Below are 15592 nucleotides of genomic sequence, written 5' to 3'. Positions count from 1 at the left end.
AACATGTCTAACACTGAACAATTTACACACAGCCAGCCCCTCGGGAACAGTGATCCGGCGCATACCGGTTATGCCCCTGGCGAACTGACGGCGGCAACACCGGCGATGACGCCACTGATGCTGGATGCCACTTCCGGCAAACTGACGGTCTGGGATGGTCAGCATGCGGGGGCCGCCTGCGGCGTGCTGGCGGTGACTGCCGATCAGAGCAACACCGAGCTGGCATTCTATAAGTCCGGCTCATTCCGCATTGAAGATGTGCTCTGGCCGGATGCTGTGACGGATGAAAACATCAAGCGCAACGCATTTGCGGGTACAGCCATCAGCATCGTCTGACCCTTTTCTGAACTGCAACCATCATCCATAGAAGCCGCTATCGCGGCTTTTTTTACGGGAAAAATCTATGTCAATTTACACTACAGCCCAACTTCTGGCGGTCAATGAGAAGAAATTCAAGTTTGACCCGCTTTTCCTGCGCATCTTCTTCCGTGAAAGCTACCCCTTCAGCACTGAGAAGGTCTATCTGTCGCAGATCCCGGGCATGGTCAACATGGCGCTGTACGTTTCGCCTGTTGTTTCCGGCAAGGTCATCCGTTCCCGCGGCGGTGCAACGTCTGAGTTTACGCCGGGTTACGTCAAGCCGAAGCATGAAGTAAACCCGCAGATGACGCTGCGTCGCCTGCCAGATGAAGATCCGCAAAACCTGGCTGACCCGGCCTACCGTCGCCGTCGCATTATCCTGCAGAACATGAAGGATGAAGAACTGGCAATTGCCCAGGTTGAGGAGAAGCAGGCCGTTGCTGCCGTCCTTAACGGTAAATACACCATGACCGGCGAAGCGTTTGAACCGGTTGAGGTGGATATGGGGCGCAGTACCGGAAACAACATTATTCAGGCTGGCGCCGCGGCCTGGAGCGGTCGCGACAAAGAAACCTATGACCCTACAGACGATATCGAAGCCTACGCGCTGAACGCCAGCGGTGTGGTCAATATCATCGTCTTTGATCCCAAAGGCTGGGCATTGTTCCGTTCGTTCAAGGCGGTAAAAGAGAAGCTCGACACCCGTCGTGGCTCTAACTCTGAACTGGAAACGGCGCTGAAGGATCTGGGCGAAGCCGTCTCCTATAAGGGGATGTATGGCGACGTGGCCATTGTCGTTTACTCCGGGCAGTACATTGAAGACGACACCAAAAAGAACTACCTGCCGGATTTGAGCATGGTACTGGGTAATACCCAGGCGCGCGGGCTGCGTACTTACGGCTGCATTCAGGATGTGGATGCCCAGCGTGAAGGTATTAACGCCTCCGCGCGTTACCCGAAAAACTGGGTGCAAACCGGTGACCCGGCGCGTGAGTTCACCATGATCCAGTCCGCACCGCTGATGCTGCTGGCTGATCCGGATGCGTTTGTGTCAGTCAAACTCGCCTGATTTCCATTCTGTGGCCCTTCGGGGCCCTGTTTCGGAGCTGTTCTCATGACAGAAAAAGAAAAGTTGATCGCACGCCTTAATGAGCTTGGCGTGCAGCTCGGTCGGGAAGTGAATACCGGTGGCACCATTCAGGAGCTCTCAATGCGCATTGCGGAGCTGGAGGAAGAACTGGATGGCGGCACGGATACCGATGGCGTTGAAAATGGTGGCGTGAGTGACGGAGCGACATCACCCGGCACCGAAGAACCTGTGGCGCCAGCGAATACGGTGTTAACCGGCAGGACTGATGACGCGCTGGTGGCTGTCGAAACGCTGGTCACGCTGCACATTGAGGCGCTGCACGCGACCCGCGATGAACCGGTCTCTATTGTGGAGGCGGGAACGGTGATCCGCGTGACAGCAACGGATGCGGATAGCCTGGTTGCGCTCGGACTGGTCCGCGAACACTAACAGGGGGCGGTGTGGCTGATTTCGATAACCTTTTTGATGCTGCAATAACACAGGCCGATGACACTATTCGGCAGGTTATGGGGACTTCGGCAACGGTAACGTCCGGCGCGATTTCTGGCGCTACGTTGAGTGGTGTTTTCGATGATCCGGAAAATATCGGTTACGCCACCCCCGGCGTCCGTGTCGAGGGGACCAGCCCGTCGCTGTTTGTGAAATCAGCAGCGATAGAGCAGCTGGCGCGGCTGGACACGCTGGATATTAACGGAAAGTCTTTCTGGGTTGAACGTATTGGCCCGGATGATTGCGGCTCCTGTCATATCTGGCTAGGGACGGGTTCTCCTCCCGCATCAACCCGTCGCCGTTAAGGAGATGTGATGTCGATAAAAGGGCTTGAACAGGCTATGGCGAACCTGAACAGCATCAGTAGCACGGCAGTTCCTCGCGCTTCGGCGCAGGCGGTCAACCGTGTGGCCACCCGGGCTGTTAGCCGAAGCGTTGCGGTGGTGTCGAAAGATACCCGTGTTCCCAGAAAGCTGGTGAAGCAACGCGCCAGGATAAGGCGTGCCACGACGAAAAAGCCTAGAGCGCTCATCCGGGTTAACCGGGGCAATCTGCCGGCGATAAAACTAGGGACCGCCAGCGTGCGATTATCACGCCGAAAACGGGATAAAAAAGGGGCCAATAGCGAATTGCGAATTGGCCCTTTTCGTTTCCCGGGTGGTTTTATTCAGCAGTTAAAGAACGGTCGCTGGCATGTCATGCGACGAACTTCCAAACCCCGCTACCCGATTGAAGTGGTCAGCATTCCCCTGGCTACACCGCTGACGAATGCGTTTAGAGATGCGCTGCCGAAGCTCATGGAATCGGATATGCCCAAAGAACTGCGGGCATCCCTTAAAAACCAACTCAGGCTGATTCTGAAACGATGAAACACAGTGATATCCGAAGGGCCATCATTAACGCGCTGGAAATCCAGATTGGTGAAGAGGCTCTCTATTTTGATGGGCGTCCGGCGGTACTCGAGGAGGGCGACTTTCCCGCTATCGCGATCTATCTGACGGATGCCGAATACACCGGTGAAGAGCTAGATACGGATACCTGGCAGGCCACGCTGCATATCGAAATCTTTTTACCGGCGCAGGTGCCGGATTCAGATCTGGATAACTGGATGGAGTCCCGAATTTATCCGGTGATGAGCGATGTGCCAGGGCTTGCCGGGCTTATCACCAACATCGTGCAGCAGGGTTATGACTACCAGCGCGATGACGATCTTGGGCTGTGGAGTTCGGCTGATTTGAAATATTCCATTACTTACGAAATGTGAGGACGTAATGACTACACCAAACCCACTGGCGCCGGTAAAGGGCGCCACCACCACGCTCTGGATTTATTCCGGAACGGGTAACCCGTTTGCCAACCCGGTATCGGATACCGACTGGACGCGCCTGGCGAAGATTAAAGACCTGCAGCCTGGCGAACTGACCGCCGAATCAAATGACGATACCTACCTGGACGATGAAGATGCAGACTGGACGGCGACCGCTCAGGGCCAGAAATCGGCGGGTGAGGCCAGTTTTACGCTGGCCTGGAAACCGGCGGAAAGCGGTCAGCAGGATCTGGTTCGCTGGTTCGACGACGGTACCGTGCTGGCATACAAAATCAAATACCCGAATGGCGCTGTCGATGTGTTCCGTGGCTGGGTAAGCAGCCTTGGTAAAACCGTCACGGCAAAAGACACCATCACCCGCTCGGTCAAAATCAGCAACAACGGTAAGCCGGGACTCGCTGAAGAAAGCGCCGCGGCGGTGATTAATGTCACTGGCGTAACCCTGGATAAATCGACCGCCACCGTTGCCGTTGCTGCCACCACTACGCTGAATGTCACCGTGGCGCCAGCCAGCGCCAGCGATAAATCGTTCCGGGCCACCACCACGGATGCCGGGATCGTGACGGTATCTGTGGCCGATGCGGTGCTGACGGTCACCGGCATTGCAGCCGGTTCGGCTGACATTATTGTGATGACCAACGACGGGCTATTTGTTGCGACCTGCAGCGTCACCGTTTCCTGATAATCGGGGCTTCGGCCCCGCCACCTGGAGTATCCCATGTTTTTAAAAACAGAACCGTTCGAGCGCAACGGCGTGACCGTCACGCTCTATGAACTGTCGGCGTTGCAGCGTATTGAGCATCTTGAACACCTGAAAACGCTGGAAACAGTCACCGATGCAGACATGCAGGCGGCGCTGAATATGACGATTACCTCCGGCGCGCTGCTGGTGGCCATGTCGTTATGGCATGCGCATCCCCTGAAAGGAACGCGCAACACACCAAAAGAAGATGTTGAGCAGATCCAGAAGGAGGTGATGATGACCTGGCCGCTGGAGATTATTGCCGACGCGGAATACCGCGTGAAACTGCTGTCCGGCATGGTGCCGCCACCGGAAGCGAAACCGTCACAGGATGATGCAGTGACCGAGCCGGTCAGTCTGGAAAAGTCCTCGCCAGTGAGCTGACCTTCGTCCTGAAACTGGCGCGTGAATTTCGCCGGCCGGACTGGCGCGCCATGCTTGCTGGTATGTCGTCAACGGAATACGCCGACTGGCGAACGTTCTACCAGGACAACTTTTTTAATGATGTGCAGATGGATGCGCATTTTTCCTCGCTGATGCATATCGTCATCACCGCACTTGACCCCAAAACCACATCAACCCCTGCCAGCTTCAGCCTGCTGTCACCTTCAGCGGAGGATATTACCGACGATGAACCCGGTGATGATGTGCTGATGGCAAAGGCCGAGGGCATTTCAGGAGGCGTTCGCTATGGCCCAGACGGCAGTGGGTGACCTGGTCGTTAACCTTGACGTTAACTCGTCGAAGTTCAACGAACAGATGGAATACGTTAAACGGCAGTTTAAGCAGACCGGCGATGCGGCGAATGATTCCGCGCTGAAGGTGCAGCAGTCGTTTACCCGCCAGGAGAGCGCGGCGAAAAAGGCCGGTATTTCGGTGGGGCAGTACAACGCCGCGATGCGTATGTTGCCCGCGCAGTTTACGGATATTGCCACGCAGCTGGCCGGTGGCCAGAGCCCCTGGCTGATTCTGCTGCAGCAGGGCGGTCAGGTGAAAGACTCGTTCGGCGGTATTATTCCGACCTTCCGCGCGCTGCTGGGCTCAATATCGCCGGTCATGGTGGGTGTTGGTGCGCTGGCAACCGCTACCGGGGCAATGGTTTATGCCTGGTATCAGGGCTCGGCCACGTTGTCCGACTTCAATAAAACGCTGGTCCTTTCCGGTAACAGTGCCGGGCTGACCTCAAACCGTATGCTGGTGCTGGCGAGGTCAGGCGAGCAGGCGGGGCTGACGTTTAACCAGACCAGCAGCGCACTCACTGAGCTGGTTAACGCTGGCGTGCGCGCCGGTGCCCGGTTCGATGATATGAGCCAGGCGGTGGCTAAGTTCACAGAGGCGTCGGGTGTGCCTGTCGATAAGGTGGCGGCCGCGTTCGGGAAACTGACGAATGACCCGACATCTGGCCTGATTGCCATGGCGCAGCAATTTCACAACGTCACCGCTGAACAGATTGCCTATGTGGCGCAGCTGCAACGATCCGGGGATGAAGCGGCAGCGCTGCAGGCGGCTAACGATGCGGCAACGAATGGTTTTCGCGATCAGACAAAGAGTCTGCGTGACAACATGGGCTCGATTGAGTCGGCAGCGGATAGCCTGAAGCGTGCGTTTAAATCCATGTGGGATGCAGCGCTGGATATCGGGCGGCCGGACACGGCGCAGGAAATCGTCTCTAAAGCCGAGGCAGCGTTTAAGCGCGCGGATGAAGTCTGGAATCTCCGCAAAGGCGACCGCTATGTGAATGATGATGCGCGAGCCAGTTACTGGAACGATCGCGAGTCGGCGCGGCTGGCGCTGGAAATGGCCCAGCAGCAAGCCAATGTGGCGAAAGCGACCGAGGACAACGCCGCGAGAGAGGCGGTGGTGGAATCCGATCGCCAGAAGTATGCCGCGCAGGCCCAGTCAAACTATGCGAAGACGCAAAGTGCGCTGGAGAAATACACCGCTCGCCAGAACGAACTGAATAAGGCGCTGAAGGATGGGCGGATCCTCCAGGCGGACTACAACATCAACCTTGAAGCCGCCAAAAAAGAATACGACGACTCACTGAAGAAGCCTAAAAAGCCGTCAGCAGTGAAAACGCCGGCAGGCGTGAAAAGTATCGATACAGCCAGCGCGCAGACACTGGAACTGGAAGCGCAGCTACGCACGCTGGAAGAGCATAAGAGCATCACGGACACCATCAGCCAGCAGCGGCAGGAGCTGTGGAAACAGCAATCCCGCTTTTCTGTACTGGAAGAGGCCGCTAAAAAGCGCGCACTGACCGCTGATGAAAAATCGGTGCTGGCGAACAAAGATGAGGTGCTGGCGCGGGCGGAGGTGAATGCCCGGCTTGGCGATCAGATTGTTGCCCAGGAACGGTTGAACCGCCTGCAGGATAGTTCGCAGAAATACGTTACCCAGATTGGTGAGAAAACCAAAGCGCTGGTGGCGGGCGGCAGCTTGAGCAGCCGCGGTGCGCAGCGGCAGAATGAAGAGGCTCAGCTTCGGCAGGGCTGGATGAATGCCGGTGGCACGGATGCGGATCAGGGCTATCAGAATGAGCTGGGCGCGCTCAAGGAATACTACGCCGCGCAGGATGAGCTGCGGGACGACTGGAAAGCGGGGGCAAAATCAGCCTGGGCTGACTATGCCGATTCTGCCAATGACGCGTATGGTTCAATGAAGTCTGCCGCTGCCGCTACGTTCGACGGCATCAGTCAGAACATGGCCGATATGCTGACAACCGGCAAAGGGAACTGGGCTGATTTTACCCGTTCGACGCTGTCGATGCTGACGCAAATCCTGATGAAACAGGCCATGGTTGGGCTTGTTGATTCGGCAACCTCCTGGCTCGGCTATGCCACAGGGGGATACACCGGCTCTGGCGGTAAGTATGAGCCGGCGGGTGTGGTTCACCGCGGGGAGTTTGTCTTTACCCAGGAGGCCACAAACCGGATCGGCGTTGGCAATCTGTACCGCATGATGCGCGGTTACGCGACGGGAGGTCTGGTTGGTGGGGATGGTGGCGGAGTTGCTTCTCCTTTTGGTGTCAGCGTCTATGCACCTGTTTCTGTCACCACGGGACAGGGGGAATCTGGTCAGCAGAAAGGGAGCGGCGATGCAGTCGGAAAAGCCTATCAGCAGGTCATTGATAGCTCCGTCCGCGCGGGGATTGCGAAAGCTATACAGCCGGGCGGCATGATCTGGAATGCCAATAAACAGAGGTAAGCGATGGCGATTGAACATTTTGGATGGCGGATCAAAGCATCCAGCCAGCCAACGCTGAAGAGCAAGGATAGCGTCCGCACGGCGCAGTTTGGCGATGGTTATAAACAGGTGACAGGCGCCGGGCTCAATGATGAAACCCTCAGCTATGAGTATTCATTCACCGGGCAGCCGGAAACGGTCCGGGAAATTCATGCTTTCCTGCGGCGCCACAAAACAAAATCGTTTTCGTTTACCCCTCCCGGCGGTGAGCTCACGTTGTGGCGTGTCGAACCAGACAGCCTGCAGCGCGTCACCAAAAGTAAAGCGGTGGAAACCGTTTCGGCCACGTTTGAACAGGCGTTTGCACCATGAGCTTAAACAGTGATTATCAGAAACTCGAGCCGGGCAATGTCGTCCGGCTTTTTGATGTCGATGGCACCGGTTTTGGCGTCAGTGATGTCCTCCGTTTTCATGCACATAATATTGCGCATACGCCGGAGGAAATCGCCGCCGCCGGCGGGGATGAGGACAAGCTACCTGCAAAATCTATCTGGTGGCAGGGGCTGGAATATAAAGCCTGGCCCTGCGAGATAGAAGGGATAGAGACGGCTACCGACGGAACCAGCGCACAGCCGACGCTGTCGGTCGCTAACCTTGATAGTTCCATTACCGCGCTGTGTCTTGCTTACGATGACCTGCTGCAGGCGAAAGTCACTATCCATGACACGCTGGCGCAGTATCTGGATGCGGTCAATTATCCGGAGGGAAACCCGGCGGCGGATCCGCAGCAGGAAAAGCTGAAGGTGTTTTATATCGATGCAAAGGACAGCGAAACGCATGAAGTGGTGGCGTTTAAACTCTCCAGCCCGATGGATCTGCAGGGGCTAATGATCCCCACCCGCCAGCTGCATTCACTTTGTACCTGGTGCATCCGTAACAAGTATCGATCGGGTGATGGTTGCGACTATGCAGGGACCCGCTATTTCGATAAGCACAACAACCCGGTTGATGACCCTTCGCAGGATGAATGCCCCGGCACGCTGACGGCGTGCAAACTGCGTCACGGCGAAAGTAACGAGCTGCCGTTTGGCGGTTTTCCGGGTACTTCCCTTCTCAGGAGCTGATATGCGACAGAAGATTATCGACGCCATCATGACGCATGCCGCCGCAGAATACCCGCGGGAGTGCTGTGGCGTGGTGGTGCAGAAAAGCCGGGTGCAGCGTTACATCCCCTGCCGTAATCTGGCAACGGACCCGATCGAACATTTCCACCTGTCACCGGAGGATTATGCCGCTGCCGAAGATCTGGGGACGGTTGTCGCCATCGTTCACAGTCATCCGGACGCCACAACGCAGCCGAGCGAACTGGATAAGGCACAGTGTGACGCTACACTGCTGCCCTGGCATATCGCCAGCTGGCCGGAAGGGGATATCCGCACCATTCAGCCGCGCGGCGAGTTACCGCTGCTGGAGCGCCCGTTTGTGCTCGGGCATTTCGATTGCTGGGGGCTGGTGATGAGCTATTTCAGGCAGACGCATGGCATTGAGCTGACCGATTACCGCGTGGATTATCCCTGGTGGGAGGACCAGTATCCGGAGAACTTTTACCGTGATTGCTGGCATGAATGCGGATTCCGCGAGTTTAGCGGGCCGCCGCGCGCTGGTGACATGGTGATAATGCAGGTGCAGGCCAATAAGTGGAACCATGCCGGGATCCTGCTGGAAAACAATATGCTATTGCATCATCTGTATGGGCATTTGAGCCAGCGCGTTCCGTATGGCGGCTATTGGCAGGAACGAACGATGAAGATCGTCAGATATAAAACGCTGTTATAGCCCACTCAGGTGGGCTGTTTACTTGGAATTTCCACTCCAAAACCATTTACATCCCAAGTTTTTTCCCAGACTTCGTAACCTAACTCTTTTAGGTGACTAAAAGTTTTTTCGAAAACAGTGTTGAAATCATCGTCACTAAGTCCGTCCAACTCAAGATCGCTGAGAAGAATATGGAATGTAGAATGACCAATCCGTACCTTTTTGTTGATCTCTGAAAAAGTCCTTTTGAATATTATTTCAGAGAGTTCATCCCTCGCTTTTTCAACAAGTTGAATTGCATCTTGAGCAGAAATTACTTCATCTTCACGTAATTCGTTAAGGAAACTATTGTCGAGACGTTGAACTATTTCAGCATTCATAGAGCGGTTATTGGATTTTGCTGCATCTTCAATTTTGTCTTTTAATTCAATCGGTAATCTTATTCTTAGTTGAGGATCTTCTCTGCTCATTTGGTGGCCTCACTCAAAAAGTTCACATTATGTAAATTATGCCCCACGGTGGGGTTGACAGCAATGACGCACGGTGTGACACTTTTAATGTCCCACGGTGGGGCATAATTGGAGGGGTTATGGAAAAAGCAAAAGATATGTACCAGCGAAAGGTTCGATTTCCTGAGGATGTTCGGTTGGCGATAGAGAGAAATGGGGAAGATGAGTGCCGTCAGTTCAATACTGAGCTTATCTATCAGTTGAGGAAAGCGTACGGATTAGAAGGGGAGAAGAGTGAACAAGCATAAAAACAGTGAAGCCCAGAAGTGCGCGAACACCCTGGGCTTCTTATCGAAGAAATCCTTGGCAGGAAATATCGACATGAATAGTGTAACGAAAGAAGGGCTTAACTTCCATGGCATTTCTCTACAGCCGGCTTCTGACATTGATGGCATCTGGCTCACCGCCAATCAGATTGGTTATGCACTTCAATATGCAGACGATAAGGCTGTTCAGCGAATTTTTACTCGTCACGCTGATGAATTCACAGAAAAAATGTCAATGGTGGTCAAGTTGACCACCCCTAGTGGAAAGCAGGAAACACGAGTGTTCTCTCTGCGAGGCGCTCATATGCTTGCTATGTTCGCAAGGACGCCAGTAGCTAAAGAATTCCGTCGCTGGGTTTTAGATATTTTAGATCGTGAGATAGTGATAAACACCGCGATGAAGGCCAGGATAAGCGATCGAGAAATTCATGCGCATAATGCAAATGCGATGTTTGGTTATTTCGAAGTCATGTGTGAAGCATGGTTTAACCAGATAGAGCCAGCGTTAAGAGCAATAGAGTCTCCGCTTGCTGGTCGCTTGCATGATCATTTTAACGACGGCGCTGCGTTTATGAACATGATCAAGACGCATGCTGAGCTTCAACTTCAGGAAGGAGAAAGACCGAGAATTTATTGAATTTGCGAGGCCGCAAATAGAAAAGCCGATAGTTCGAGCTATCGGCTATCCATGAAACCGTCATAAGGACCACTTAATGACTTCATTAAATTTAGCATCAAAGGGTAGCGTTGTCACCGAGAAAACCATTGACAGCCAGTCCCTGTTGAAAATGGTAAACCAAGCGCGTAACCAGTGCGGTGAACCTGGCGTTCGCAATAACAAGTTCATTGAAAAAGTAGAGGATGAACTTGACGGTGAGTTTTACACAAAAAGTGTAAAACCCTCCGGCACTAATGGTGGACGTCCGGTTGAGGTCATCGAAATGTCGATTAAACAGGCGCTCCGCGTAGCTGCTCGAGAATCGAAAGCCGTGCGCCGTTCTCTTGTCGATAAGCTGGAAGATATGCAGGTATTACCAGCGATGCCAAAAAGCAACACGGGTATCACTGAGTACCGATTGGCTAAGGCAGAACAGTTGAAAGCCCAGGCATTGGAGAAGAATATCGCGAGCGCGCGGGAGATCATTAGTCTGCTTCCTCGACTGGATCCGATGGCGCATCAGGTGCTCACGGCATCGTTGATTAATCCTCTTATTGGTTATGACGCTATCCCGTTGCCTGTGATCGAGGAGCATTACCACACGGCGGGTGAAGTGGGGGAGATGCTGGGGGTTTCTGCTCAGAAAATTGGGCGCGTTGCTAACGCACACAAGCTGAAGACAGATGCGCACGGCAAGTTCTTTCTGGACAAGTCGGCCTACTCAAGCAAACAGGTTGAAGCATTCCGGTACAACACTAACGGGATTGATGCTTTGCGCCACCTGATTCATGGTGCTGATGTGGCATAAATTCCAAAGCAGTTAAAATGTTTATGCTATCCCAACCCGCTTAACTGCGGGTTTCTTCGTTACCCCGATCCCTGCTACTCTTTTGGCAAATTGATCAAAGGTGATAGGGAAATGAAAAAGGCCATATTATTTGTTTCGTTGTTGGGGTTGTTCGGGTGCAGCGCTTCTTCTTTGCAGGAAGGAGAACCGATTTATACTGGCCATTCTTCAAAGAGTGCAGCGCAATTTAATAAATGCTTGTCACCTAAATGGCAGGACTTACACCCGCAAGCAACAAGCATAGAAACGGAAGCTGGGTATAGGATATCGGCTGCCGATGATTTATTCGGGGTTTTATCAATGGCGATTATACAAGGAGACGACAAAGGCGGCTCTGATGTGAAAGTGTATGCAGCCAGTAGGGGCATTGGCGATCCATGGAGTAAAGCTGCTCGCTCTTGCCTCTAAAGCAAATTTCTAATCGCTAAAGCCACTTTATGTGGCTTTTTTTATTGGGGTTTATATGCAAGAAGTCATGACAAGAATTGAATTAGGTGGAGAGCTAGGCAAATCATTTGGGAAAATACATAACCGGCTAATTAGAACTACTGCCGAATCAATAAATGCCTTATCAAAAACAATTCCCGGTTTTGAAAAATACCTTAATACAAGTAAAATGCGCGGGTTAACGTATGCGGTATTTAAAGGTAAAAAAAACCTTGGGATGGATGATTTAGGTTTCCCCGTTACTGGAGAGGTGATTCGAATTGTTCCGGTGGTGATCGGAAGTAAAAAAGCAGGTTTACTGCAAACAATTCTGGGGGCCGTTCTTGTTGTTGCTGGGGCGCTGGGTGCAACACTAGGACAGGCATGGGGCGGGGCCGCTTGGGGGCCTGCAGCCATGAAAATAGGCGCGGCTATGATGCTGGGCGGTATTGTGCAGATGCTATCCCCTCAACCTGCCGGGCTCGCCAGTAAGCAGGATGCCGATAACCAGGCTTCCTACGCCTTTGGTGGTGTGACGAACACCGCAGCCCAGGGCAATCCTGTTCCTCTTCTGTATGGCCGACGGCTTATAGGTGGCGCAATCATTTCTGCGGGCATTTACGTCGAAGATAAGCAGTAGCAAACATCATTTCTAATAACCACCTTCGGGTGGTTTTTTTATGGGTGAAATATGGCACCGAAAAAAATCACAGGGCAAAAAGGTGGTGGTTCTAAAAGCCGAACGCCGACGGAGCAACCGGATGATCTCCAGTCTGTCGCAAAGGCGAAATTGTTGGTGGCGCTGGGTGAAGGTGAGTTTGCTGGTGGTTTGACCGGAAAAGATATCTACCTCGACGGGACCCCACTGGAGAACGCCGACGGTTCGACAAACTTTGGCGGTGTGGTCTGGGACTTTCGCCCGGGGAATCAGGCTCAACAATACATCCAGGGGATTCCAGGCTCAGAGAACGAAATCAGCATGGGGGTTGAGATATCCAGTGCTACCGCCTGGACGCGTACTTTCACTAATACGCTGCTTTCTGCTGTGCGCCTGCGCATTAAGTGGCCCTCAATTTACAAGCAAGAGGATGATGGTGATTTGGTGGGATACACCATCAATTACGCCATCGATCTGCAGACCGACGGCGGCTCATGGAGAACCGTTCTCGATACTCGGGTATCGGGCAAAACAACCACAGGCTATGAACGAAGCCACCGCATTGATTTACCGCAGGCTGGCAGCACATGGACTTTGCGCCTCCGTAAAACTACAGCTGATGCGCACAGTGCCAAAATAGGCGACACCATGACGCTGCAGAGCTATACGGAAGTGATCGACGCCAAATTGCGTTATCCAAATACCGCGCTGCTATATATTGAGTTTGATTCGAGTCAGTTTAACGGCTCTATTCCGCAGATTTCATGTAAGCCTAGTGGGCGGGTGATCCGCGTGCCGGATAATTACGACCCGGAAACCAGGAGCTATCTCGGCACCTGGGCCGGTGCGTTTAAATGGGCCTGGACGGATAACCCTGCGTGGGTGTTTTACGATCTGGTGCTGAGCGACCGTTTCGGGCTGGGTAATCGCCTGACGGCTGCCAACATCGATAAATGGTCACTCTATGAAGTGGCGCAGTATTGCGACCAGATGGTGCCCGATGGAAAAGGCGGCAGCGGGACAGAGCCACGCTATACCTGCAATGTGTATGTGCAGGACCGGAACGATGCTTACACCGTGCTGCGAGACTTTGCCGCTATCTTCCGGGGGATGACCTACTGGGGCGGTGATCAGATTGTGGCGCTGGCCGACATGCCGCGCGACATTGATTTCTCCTACACGCGCGCAAACGTCATCGACGGCCTGTTTACTTACGCCAGCAGCACCACCAAAACGCGCTACACCACCGCGCTGGTTTCGTGGTCCGATCCGGATAATGCGTACGCTGATGCGATGGAGCCTGTGTTTGAGCAGCAGCTTGTTGCCCGCTACGGTTTCAACCAGCTGGAAATGACAGCAATCGGCTGTACCCGGCAATCAGAAGCCAACCGCAAGGGGCGCTGGGGCATTCTTACCAATAACAAAGACAGGGTGGTGACGTTCTCTGTCGGATTGGACGGCAATATCCCGCAACCCGGTTACATCATCGCAGTTGCGGACGAGTTGCTTTCCGGGAAGGTCACCGGCGGCCGTATTCGGTCGGTGAATGGTCGGGTTATCGAGCTGGACCGTGTGGCTGATGCAGTCGCCGGCGACCGTCTGATACTTAACCTGCCATCCGGCGCGGCGCAAAGCAGGACGATTCAGGCGGTAAACGGTAACAAGATCACCGTTACAACGGCTTACAGTGAGACGCCGGAGCCGGAATGTGTGTGGGTGGTTGAGTCGGATACGTTGTACGCCCAGCAATACCGGGTGGTCAGTGTCGCCGATAATAACGACGGCACGTTTACGATCTCCGGCGCGGCTCACGACCCGGATAAATACGCCAGAATCGACACTGGCGCCATCATCGACCAGCGGCCCGTCAGTGTGATACCGCCGGGCAATCAGTCAGCGCCCGGAGATATCGCCATTGATAGCTATTCCGTGGTGCAGCAGGGGCTCAGCGTGGAAACCATGCGCGCAACCTGGTCGGCAGTCGACAATGCGATTGCCTATGAGGCGCAGTGGCGCCGCAACGACGGTAACTGGGTGAATGTGCCGCGGAGCTCCACCACGAGTTTTGAGGTTGAATCCATTTATGCCGGGCGCTATCTGGTCCGCGTCCGCGCAATCAATGCGGCGGAAATTTCTTCCGGGTGGGGATATTCGCAAGAAGCAACGCTGACCGGCAAAGTGGGCAACCCGCCGAAGCCGGTGGGATTTGCTGCAACGGGTATCAACTGGGGTATTCAGCTTAACTGGGGATTCCCGGCGAATACTGCCGATACGCTGAAAACCGAAATTCAGTACACGGCCAACAGCGACCAGTCCGATCCGCTCTTACTGAGTGATGTGCCTTATCCGTCCTCTGAATACATTCAGTTAGGATTAAAGGCGGGGCAGGAATTCTGGTATCGCGCGCAGCTGGTCGATAAAACCGGGAATGAATCGGGCTGGACGGATTGGGTGCGCGGCATGTCGAACGATAACGCCGATGATTACTTGGGCGATATCGCCGGCGATTTCCTGACATCAAAAGACGGTGATGCGCTCAACAGCCAGATTGATCAGAACATAGAGGGGATTCTACAGGCCGCTCTGGGTGTAAATGCCACCATCGATCACCAGTGGGCGCAGTATGGGACTGTCCGGGCGGATATTCTGATCGTTAAAACAACGATCGCTGACGTTGATAAGGCGATGGCCGAATTGTCTACCACCGTTCAGGCGCAAATCGAAGATGTAACGGCCACGCTGGAAGATAAGCTGACGGCGACCGTTGACGCCGATGGTGCGACCGCTATTCATACCCTAAAAGCGGGGATCAGGATTAATGGCGTGTACTACAGCGCTGGGATGAGCATAGCGGTACTGGCTGAAAACGGTAAGCCGGTTGTCACCCGTATCGGATTCAATGCGAACCAGTTTGTTCTGATGAGCGGCGCTGATGATGCTCAATATTCACCGTTTGCGGTAATTAATGGGCAGGTATTCATTAGTGATGCGTTTATCCAGTATGGACAAATAACACTGGCAAAAATTGGCGAGCTTCGATCATCAAATTACGTTGAGGGTAAAACCGGCACCATTATGAGAGCCGATGGCACATTTGAATTAAATGGTGGTACAGAAGGCGAAGGGCGGAACTTAATCGATAATAAGGGGCAAAAGGTTTATGACCAAAATAATGTTCTGCGGGTTGTTGTTGGCAAGTATTAGCGGCTGTTCATCTAT

20 protein-coding genes are annotated in these 15592 nt (G+C 53.7%); 19 read left to right on the top strand and 1 reads right to left on the bottom strand.

Features of this window, described 5'->3' with window-relative positions; translation table 11 throughout:
• The first annotated feature begins 3 nt into the window (after positions 1 to 3).
• The 13 genes from KCR01S_RS00095 to KCR01S_RS00035 all read left to right on the top strand — a co-directional run bounded on the left by KCR01S_RS00095 (position 4) and on the right by KCR01S_RS00035 (position 9030).
• Entirely contained in the window at positions 4 to 336 is a 333-nt protein-coding gene (locus KCR01S_RS00095; protein ID WP_061279045.1) for a head decoration protein, read from the top strand.
• 67 nt (positions 337 to 403) lie between these two features.
• Complete coding sequence (locus KCR01S_RS00090) at positions 404 to 1429, top strand: major capsid protein (protein WP_061279043.1); 1026 nt, start codon at positions 404 to 406, stop codon at positions 1427 to 1429.
• 45 nt (positions 1430 to 1474) lie between these two features.
• A complete protein-coding gene (gpFI, locus tag KCR01S_RS00085; protein ID WP_061279041.1) occupies positions 1475 to 1879 on the top strand; it encodes a DNA-packaging protein FI in 405 nt (134 codons plus the stop codon).
• An 11-nt stretch (positions 1880 to 1890) separates the two neighbouring features.
• Complete coding sequence (locus KCR01S_RS00080; RefSeq protein ID WP_061279038.1) at positions 1891 to 2244, top strand: head-tail joining protein; 354 nt, start codon at positions 1891 to 1893, stop codon at positions 2242 to 2244.
• A 9-nt stretch (positions 2245 to 2253) separates the two neighbouring features.
• A complete protein-coding gene (locus KCR01S_RS00075; RefSeq protein WP_061279036.1) occupies positions 2254 to 2808 on the top strand; it encodes a phage tail protein in 555 nt (184 codons plus the stop codon).
• On the top strand, positions 2805 to 3203 hold the full coding sequence (locus tag KCR01S_RS00070; RefSeq protein WP_061279034.1) for a phage minor tail U family protein: 399 nt from the start codon (positions 2805 to 2807) through the stop codon (positions 3201 to 3203). Before KCR01S_RS00075 ends, KCR01S_RS00070 begins: the two co-directional genes overlap by 4 nt.
• 7 nt (positions 3204 to 3210) lie before the next feature.
• A complete protein-coding gene (locus tag KCR01S_RS00065) occupies positions 3211 to 3948 on the top strand; it encodes a phage tail tube protein (protein ID WP_061279032.1) in 738 nt (245 codons plus the stop codon).
• A gap of 36 nt (positions 3949 to 3984) precedes the next feature.
• Positions 3985 to 4392: a phage tail assembly chaperone G gene (gene gpG, locus KCR01S_RS00060; RefSeq protein ID WP_061279030.1), complete on the top strand. Its 408-nt coding sequence runs from the start codon at positions 3985 to 3987 to the stop codon at positions 4390 to 4392.
• Positions 4393 to 4442: 50 nt separating this feature from the next.
• Positions 4443 to 4721 carry a phage tail assembly protein T gene (locus KCR01S_RS00055; RefSeq protein WP_061279028.1) on the top strand — a complete coding sequence of 93 codons (279 nt, stop codon included), beginning with the start codon at positions 4443 to 4445 and terminating at the stop codon, positions 4719 to 4721.
• The gene (locus KCR01S_RS00050; protein ID WP_061279025.1) at positions 4699 to 7215 is read left to right on the top strand and encodes a phage tail tape measure protein; all 2517 of its coding nucleotides are present in this window, start codon (positions 4699 to 4701) and stop codon (positions 7213 to 7215) included. Before KCR01S_RS00055 ends, KCR01S_RS00050 begins: the two co-directional genes overlap by 23 nt.
• A 3-nt stretch (positions 7216 to 7218) precedes the next feature.
• Positions 7219 to 7566: a phage tail protein gene (locus tag KCR01S_RS00045; RefSeq protein WP_061279023.1), complete on the top strand. Its 348-nt coding sequence runs from the start codon at positions 7219 to 7221 to the stop codon at positions 7564 to 7566.
• Positions 7563 to 8318 carry a phage minor tail protein L gene (locus KCR01S_RS00040; RefSeq protein WP_061279021.1) on the top strand — a complete coding sequence of 252 codons (756 nt, stop codon included), beginning with the start codon at positions 7563 to 7565 and terminating at the stop codon, positions 8316 to 8318. Before KCR01S_RS00045 ends, KCR01S_RS00040 begins: the two co-directional genes overlap by 4 nt.
• A 1-nt stretch (position 8319) precedes the next feature.
• A complete protein-coding gene (locus tag KCR01S_RS00035; protein WP_061279019.1) occupies positions 8320 to 9030 on the top strand; it encodes a C40 family peptidase in 711 nt (236 codons plus the stop codon).
• 5 nt (positions 9031 to 9035) lie between these two features.
• Here KCR01S_RS00035 and KCR01S_RS00030 read toward each other — a convergent pair whose 3' ends face one another.
• Positions 9036 to 9479 carry an Arc family DNA-binding protein gene (locus KCR01S_RS00030; protein ID WP_061279017.1) on the bottom strand — a complete coding sequence of 148 codons (444 nt, stop codon included), beginning with the start codon at positions 9477 to 9479 and terminating at the stop codon, positions 9036 to 9038.
• Between the two features lie 119 nt (positions 9480 to 9598).
• Here KCR01S_RS00030 and KCR01S_RS23680 point away from each other — a divergent pair, with 119 nt between their 5' ends.
• From KCR01S_RS23680 to KCR01S_RS00005, 6 genes are all read left to right on the top strand, one after another.
• Positions 9599 to 9766: an Arc family DNA binding domain-containing protein gene (locus KCR01S_RS23680; RefSeq protein ID WP_072277041.1), complete on the top strand. Its 168-nt coding sequence runs from the start codon at positions 9599 to 9601 to the stop codon at positions 9764 to 9766.
• Entirely contained in the window at positions 9753 to 10421 is a 669-nt protein-coding gene (locus tag KCR01S_RS00025; RefSeq protein WP_061279015.1) for a BRO family protein, read from the top strand. Before KCR01S_RS23680 ends, KCR01S_RS00025 begins: the two co-directional genes overlap by 14 nt.
• Positions 10422 to 10497: 76 nt before the next feature.
• Positions 10498 to 11250, top strand: a complete 753-nt coding sequence (locus KCR01S_RS00020) for a hypothetical protein (RefSeq protein WP_061279012.1) — start codon at positions 10498 to 10500, stop codon at positions 11248 to 11250.
• A 111-nt stretch (positions 11251 to 11361) separates the two neighbouring features.
• Positions 11362 to 11697, top strand: a complete 336-nt coding sequence (locus KCR01S_RS00015; RefSeq protein ID WP_061279011.1) for a hypothetical protein — start codon at positions 11362 to 11364, stop codon at positions 11695 to 11697.
• A 55-nt stretch (positions 11698 to 11752) separates the two neighbouring features.
• Complete coding sequence (locus tag KCR01S_RS00010) at positions 11753 to 12355, top strand: tail assembly protein (protein ID WP_061279008.1); 603 nt, start codon at positions 11753 to 11755, stop codon at positions 12353 to 12355.
• A gap of 51 nt (positions 12356 to 12406) precedes the next feature.
• A complete protein-coding gene (locus tag KCR01S_RS00005; protein WP_061279006.1) occupies positions 12407 to 15577 on the top strand; it encodes a TipJ family phage tail tip protein in 3171 nt (1056 codons plus the stop codon).
• Positions 15578 to 15592 lie beyond the last annotated feature (15 nt).

This window comes from Kluyvera cryocrescens NBRC 102467, assembly GCF_001571285.1.
In the GTDB taxonomy this organism is placed as follows: Bacteria; Pseudomonadota; Gammaproteobacteria; order Enterobacterales; family Enterobacteriaceae; genus Kluyvera; species Kluyvera cryocrescens.
This window is presented reverse-complemented; position numbering and strand designations above follow the sequence as displayed.

Coding starts and splice junctions, on each gene's coding strand:
- KCR01S_RS00050 (WP_061279025.1), top strand. CDS start 4,699: ATGGCCCAGACGGCAGTGGGTGACCTGGTCGTTAACCTTGACGTTAAC.
- KCR01S_RS00055 (WP_061279028.1), top strand. CDS start 4,443: ATGCTTGCTGGTATGTCGTCAACGGAATACGCCGACTGGCGAACGTTC.
- KCR01S_RS23680 (WP_072277041.1), top strand. CDS start 9,599: ATGGAAAAAGCAAAAGATATGTACCAGCGAAAGGTTCGATTTCCTGAG.
- KCR01S_RS00005 (WP_061279006.1), top strand. CDS start 12,407: ATGGCACCGAAAAAAATCACAGGGCAAAAAGGTGGTGGTTCTAAAAGC.
- KCR01S_RS00045 (WP_061279023.1), top strand. CDS start 7,219: ATGGCGATTGAACATTTTGGATGGCGGATCAAAGCATCCAGCCAGCCA.
- gpFI (WP_061279041.1), top strand. CDS start 1,475: ATGACAGAAAAAGAAAAGTTGATCGCACGCCTTAATGAGCTTGGCGTG.
- gpG (WP_061279030.1), top strand. CDS start 3,985: ATGTTTTTAAAAACAGAACCGTTCGAGCGCAACGGCGTGACCGTCACG.
- KCR01S_RS00065 (WP_061279032.1), top strand. CDS start 3,211: ATGACTACACCAAACCCACTGGCGCCGGTAAAGGGCGCCACCACCACG.
- KCR01S_RS00070 (WP_061279034.1), top strand. CDS start 2,805: ATGAAACACAGTGATATCCGAAGGGCCATCATTAACGCGCTGGAAATC.
- KCR01S_RS00035 (WP_061279019.1), top strand. CDS start 8,320: ATGCGACAGAAGATTATCGACGCCATCATGACGCATGCCGCCGCAGAA.
- KCR01S_RS00020 (WP_061279012.1), top strand. CDS start 10,498: ATGACTTCATTAAATTTAGCATCAAAGGGTAGCGTTGTCACCGAGAAA.
- KCR01S_RS00010 (WP_061279008.1), top strand. CDS start 11,753: ATGCAAGAAGTCATGACAAGAATTGAATTAGGTGGAGAGCTAGGCAAA.
- KCR01S_RS00030 (WP_061279017.1), bottom strand. CDS start 9,479: ATGAGCAGAGAAGATCCTCAACTAAGAATAAGATTACCGATTGAATTA.
- KCR01S_RS00075 (WP_061279036.1), top strand. CDS start 2,254: ATGTCGATAAAAGGGCTTGAACAGGCTATGGCGAACCTGAACAGCATC.
- KCR01S_RS00090 (WP_061279043.1), top strand. CDS start 404: ATGTCAATTTACACTACAGCCCAACTTCTGGCGGTCAATGAGAAGAAA.
- KCR01S_RS00040 (WP_061279021.1), top strand. CDS start 7,563: ATGAGCTTAAACAGTGATTATCAGAAACTCGAGCCGGGCAATGTCGTC.
- KCR01S_RS00095 (WP_061279045.1), top strand. CDS start 4: ATGTCTAACACTGAACAATTTACACACAGCCAGCCCCTCGGGAACAGT.
- KCR01S_RS00015 (WP_061279011.1), top strand. CDS start 11,362: ATGAAAAAGGCCATATTATTTGTTTCGTTGTTGGGGTTGTTCGGGTGC.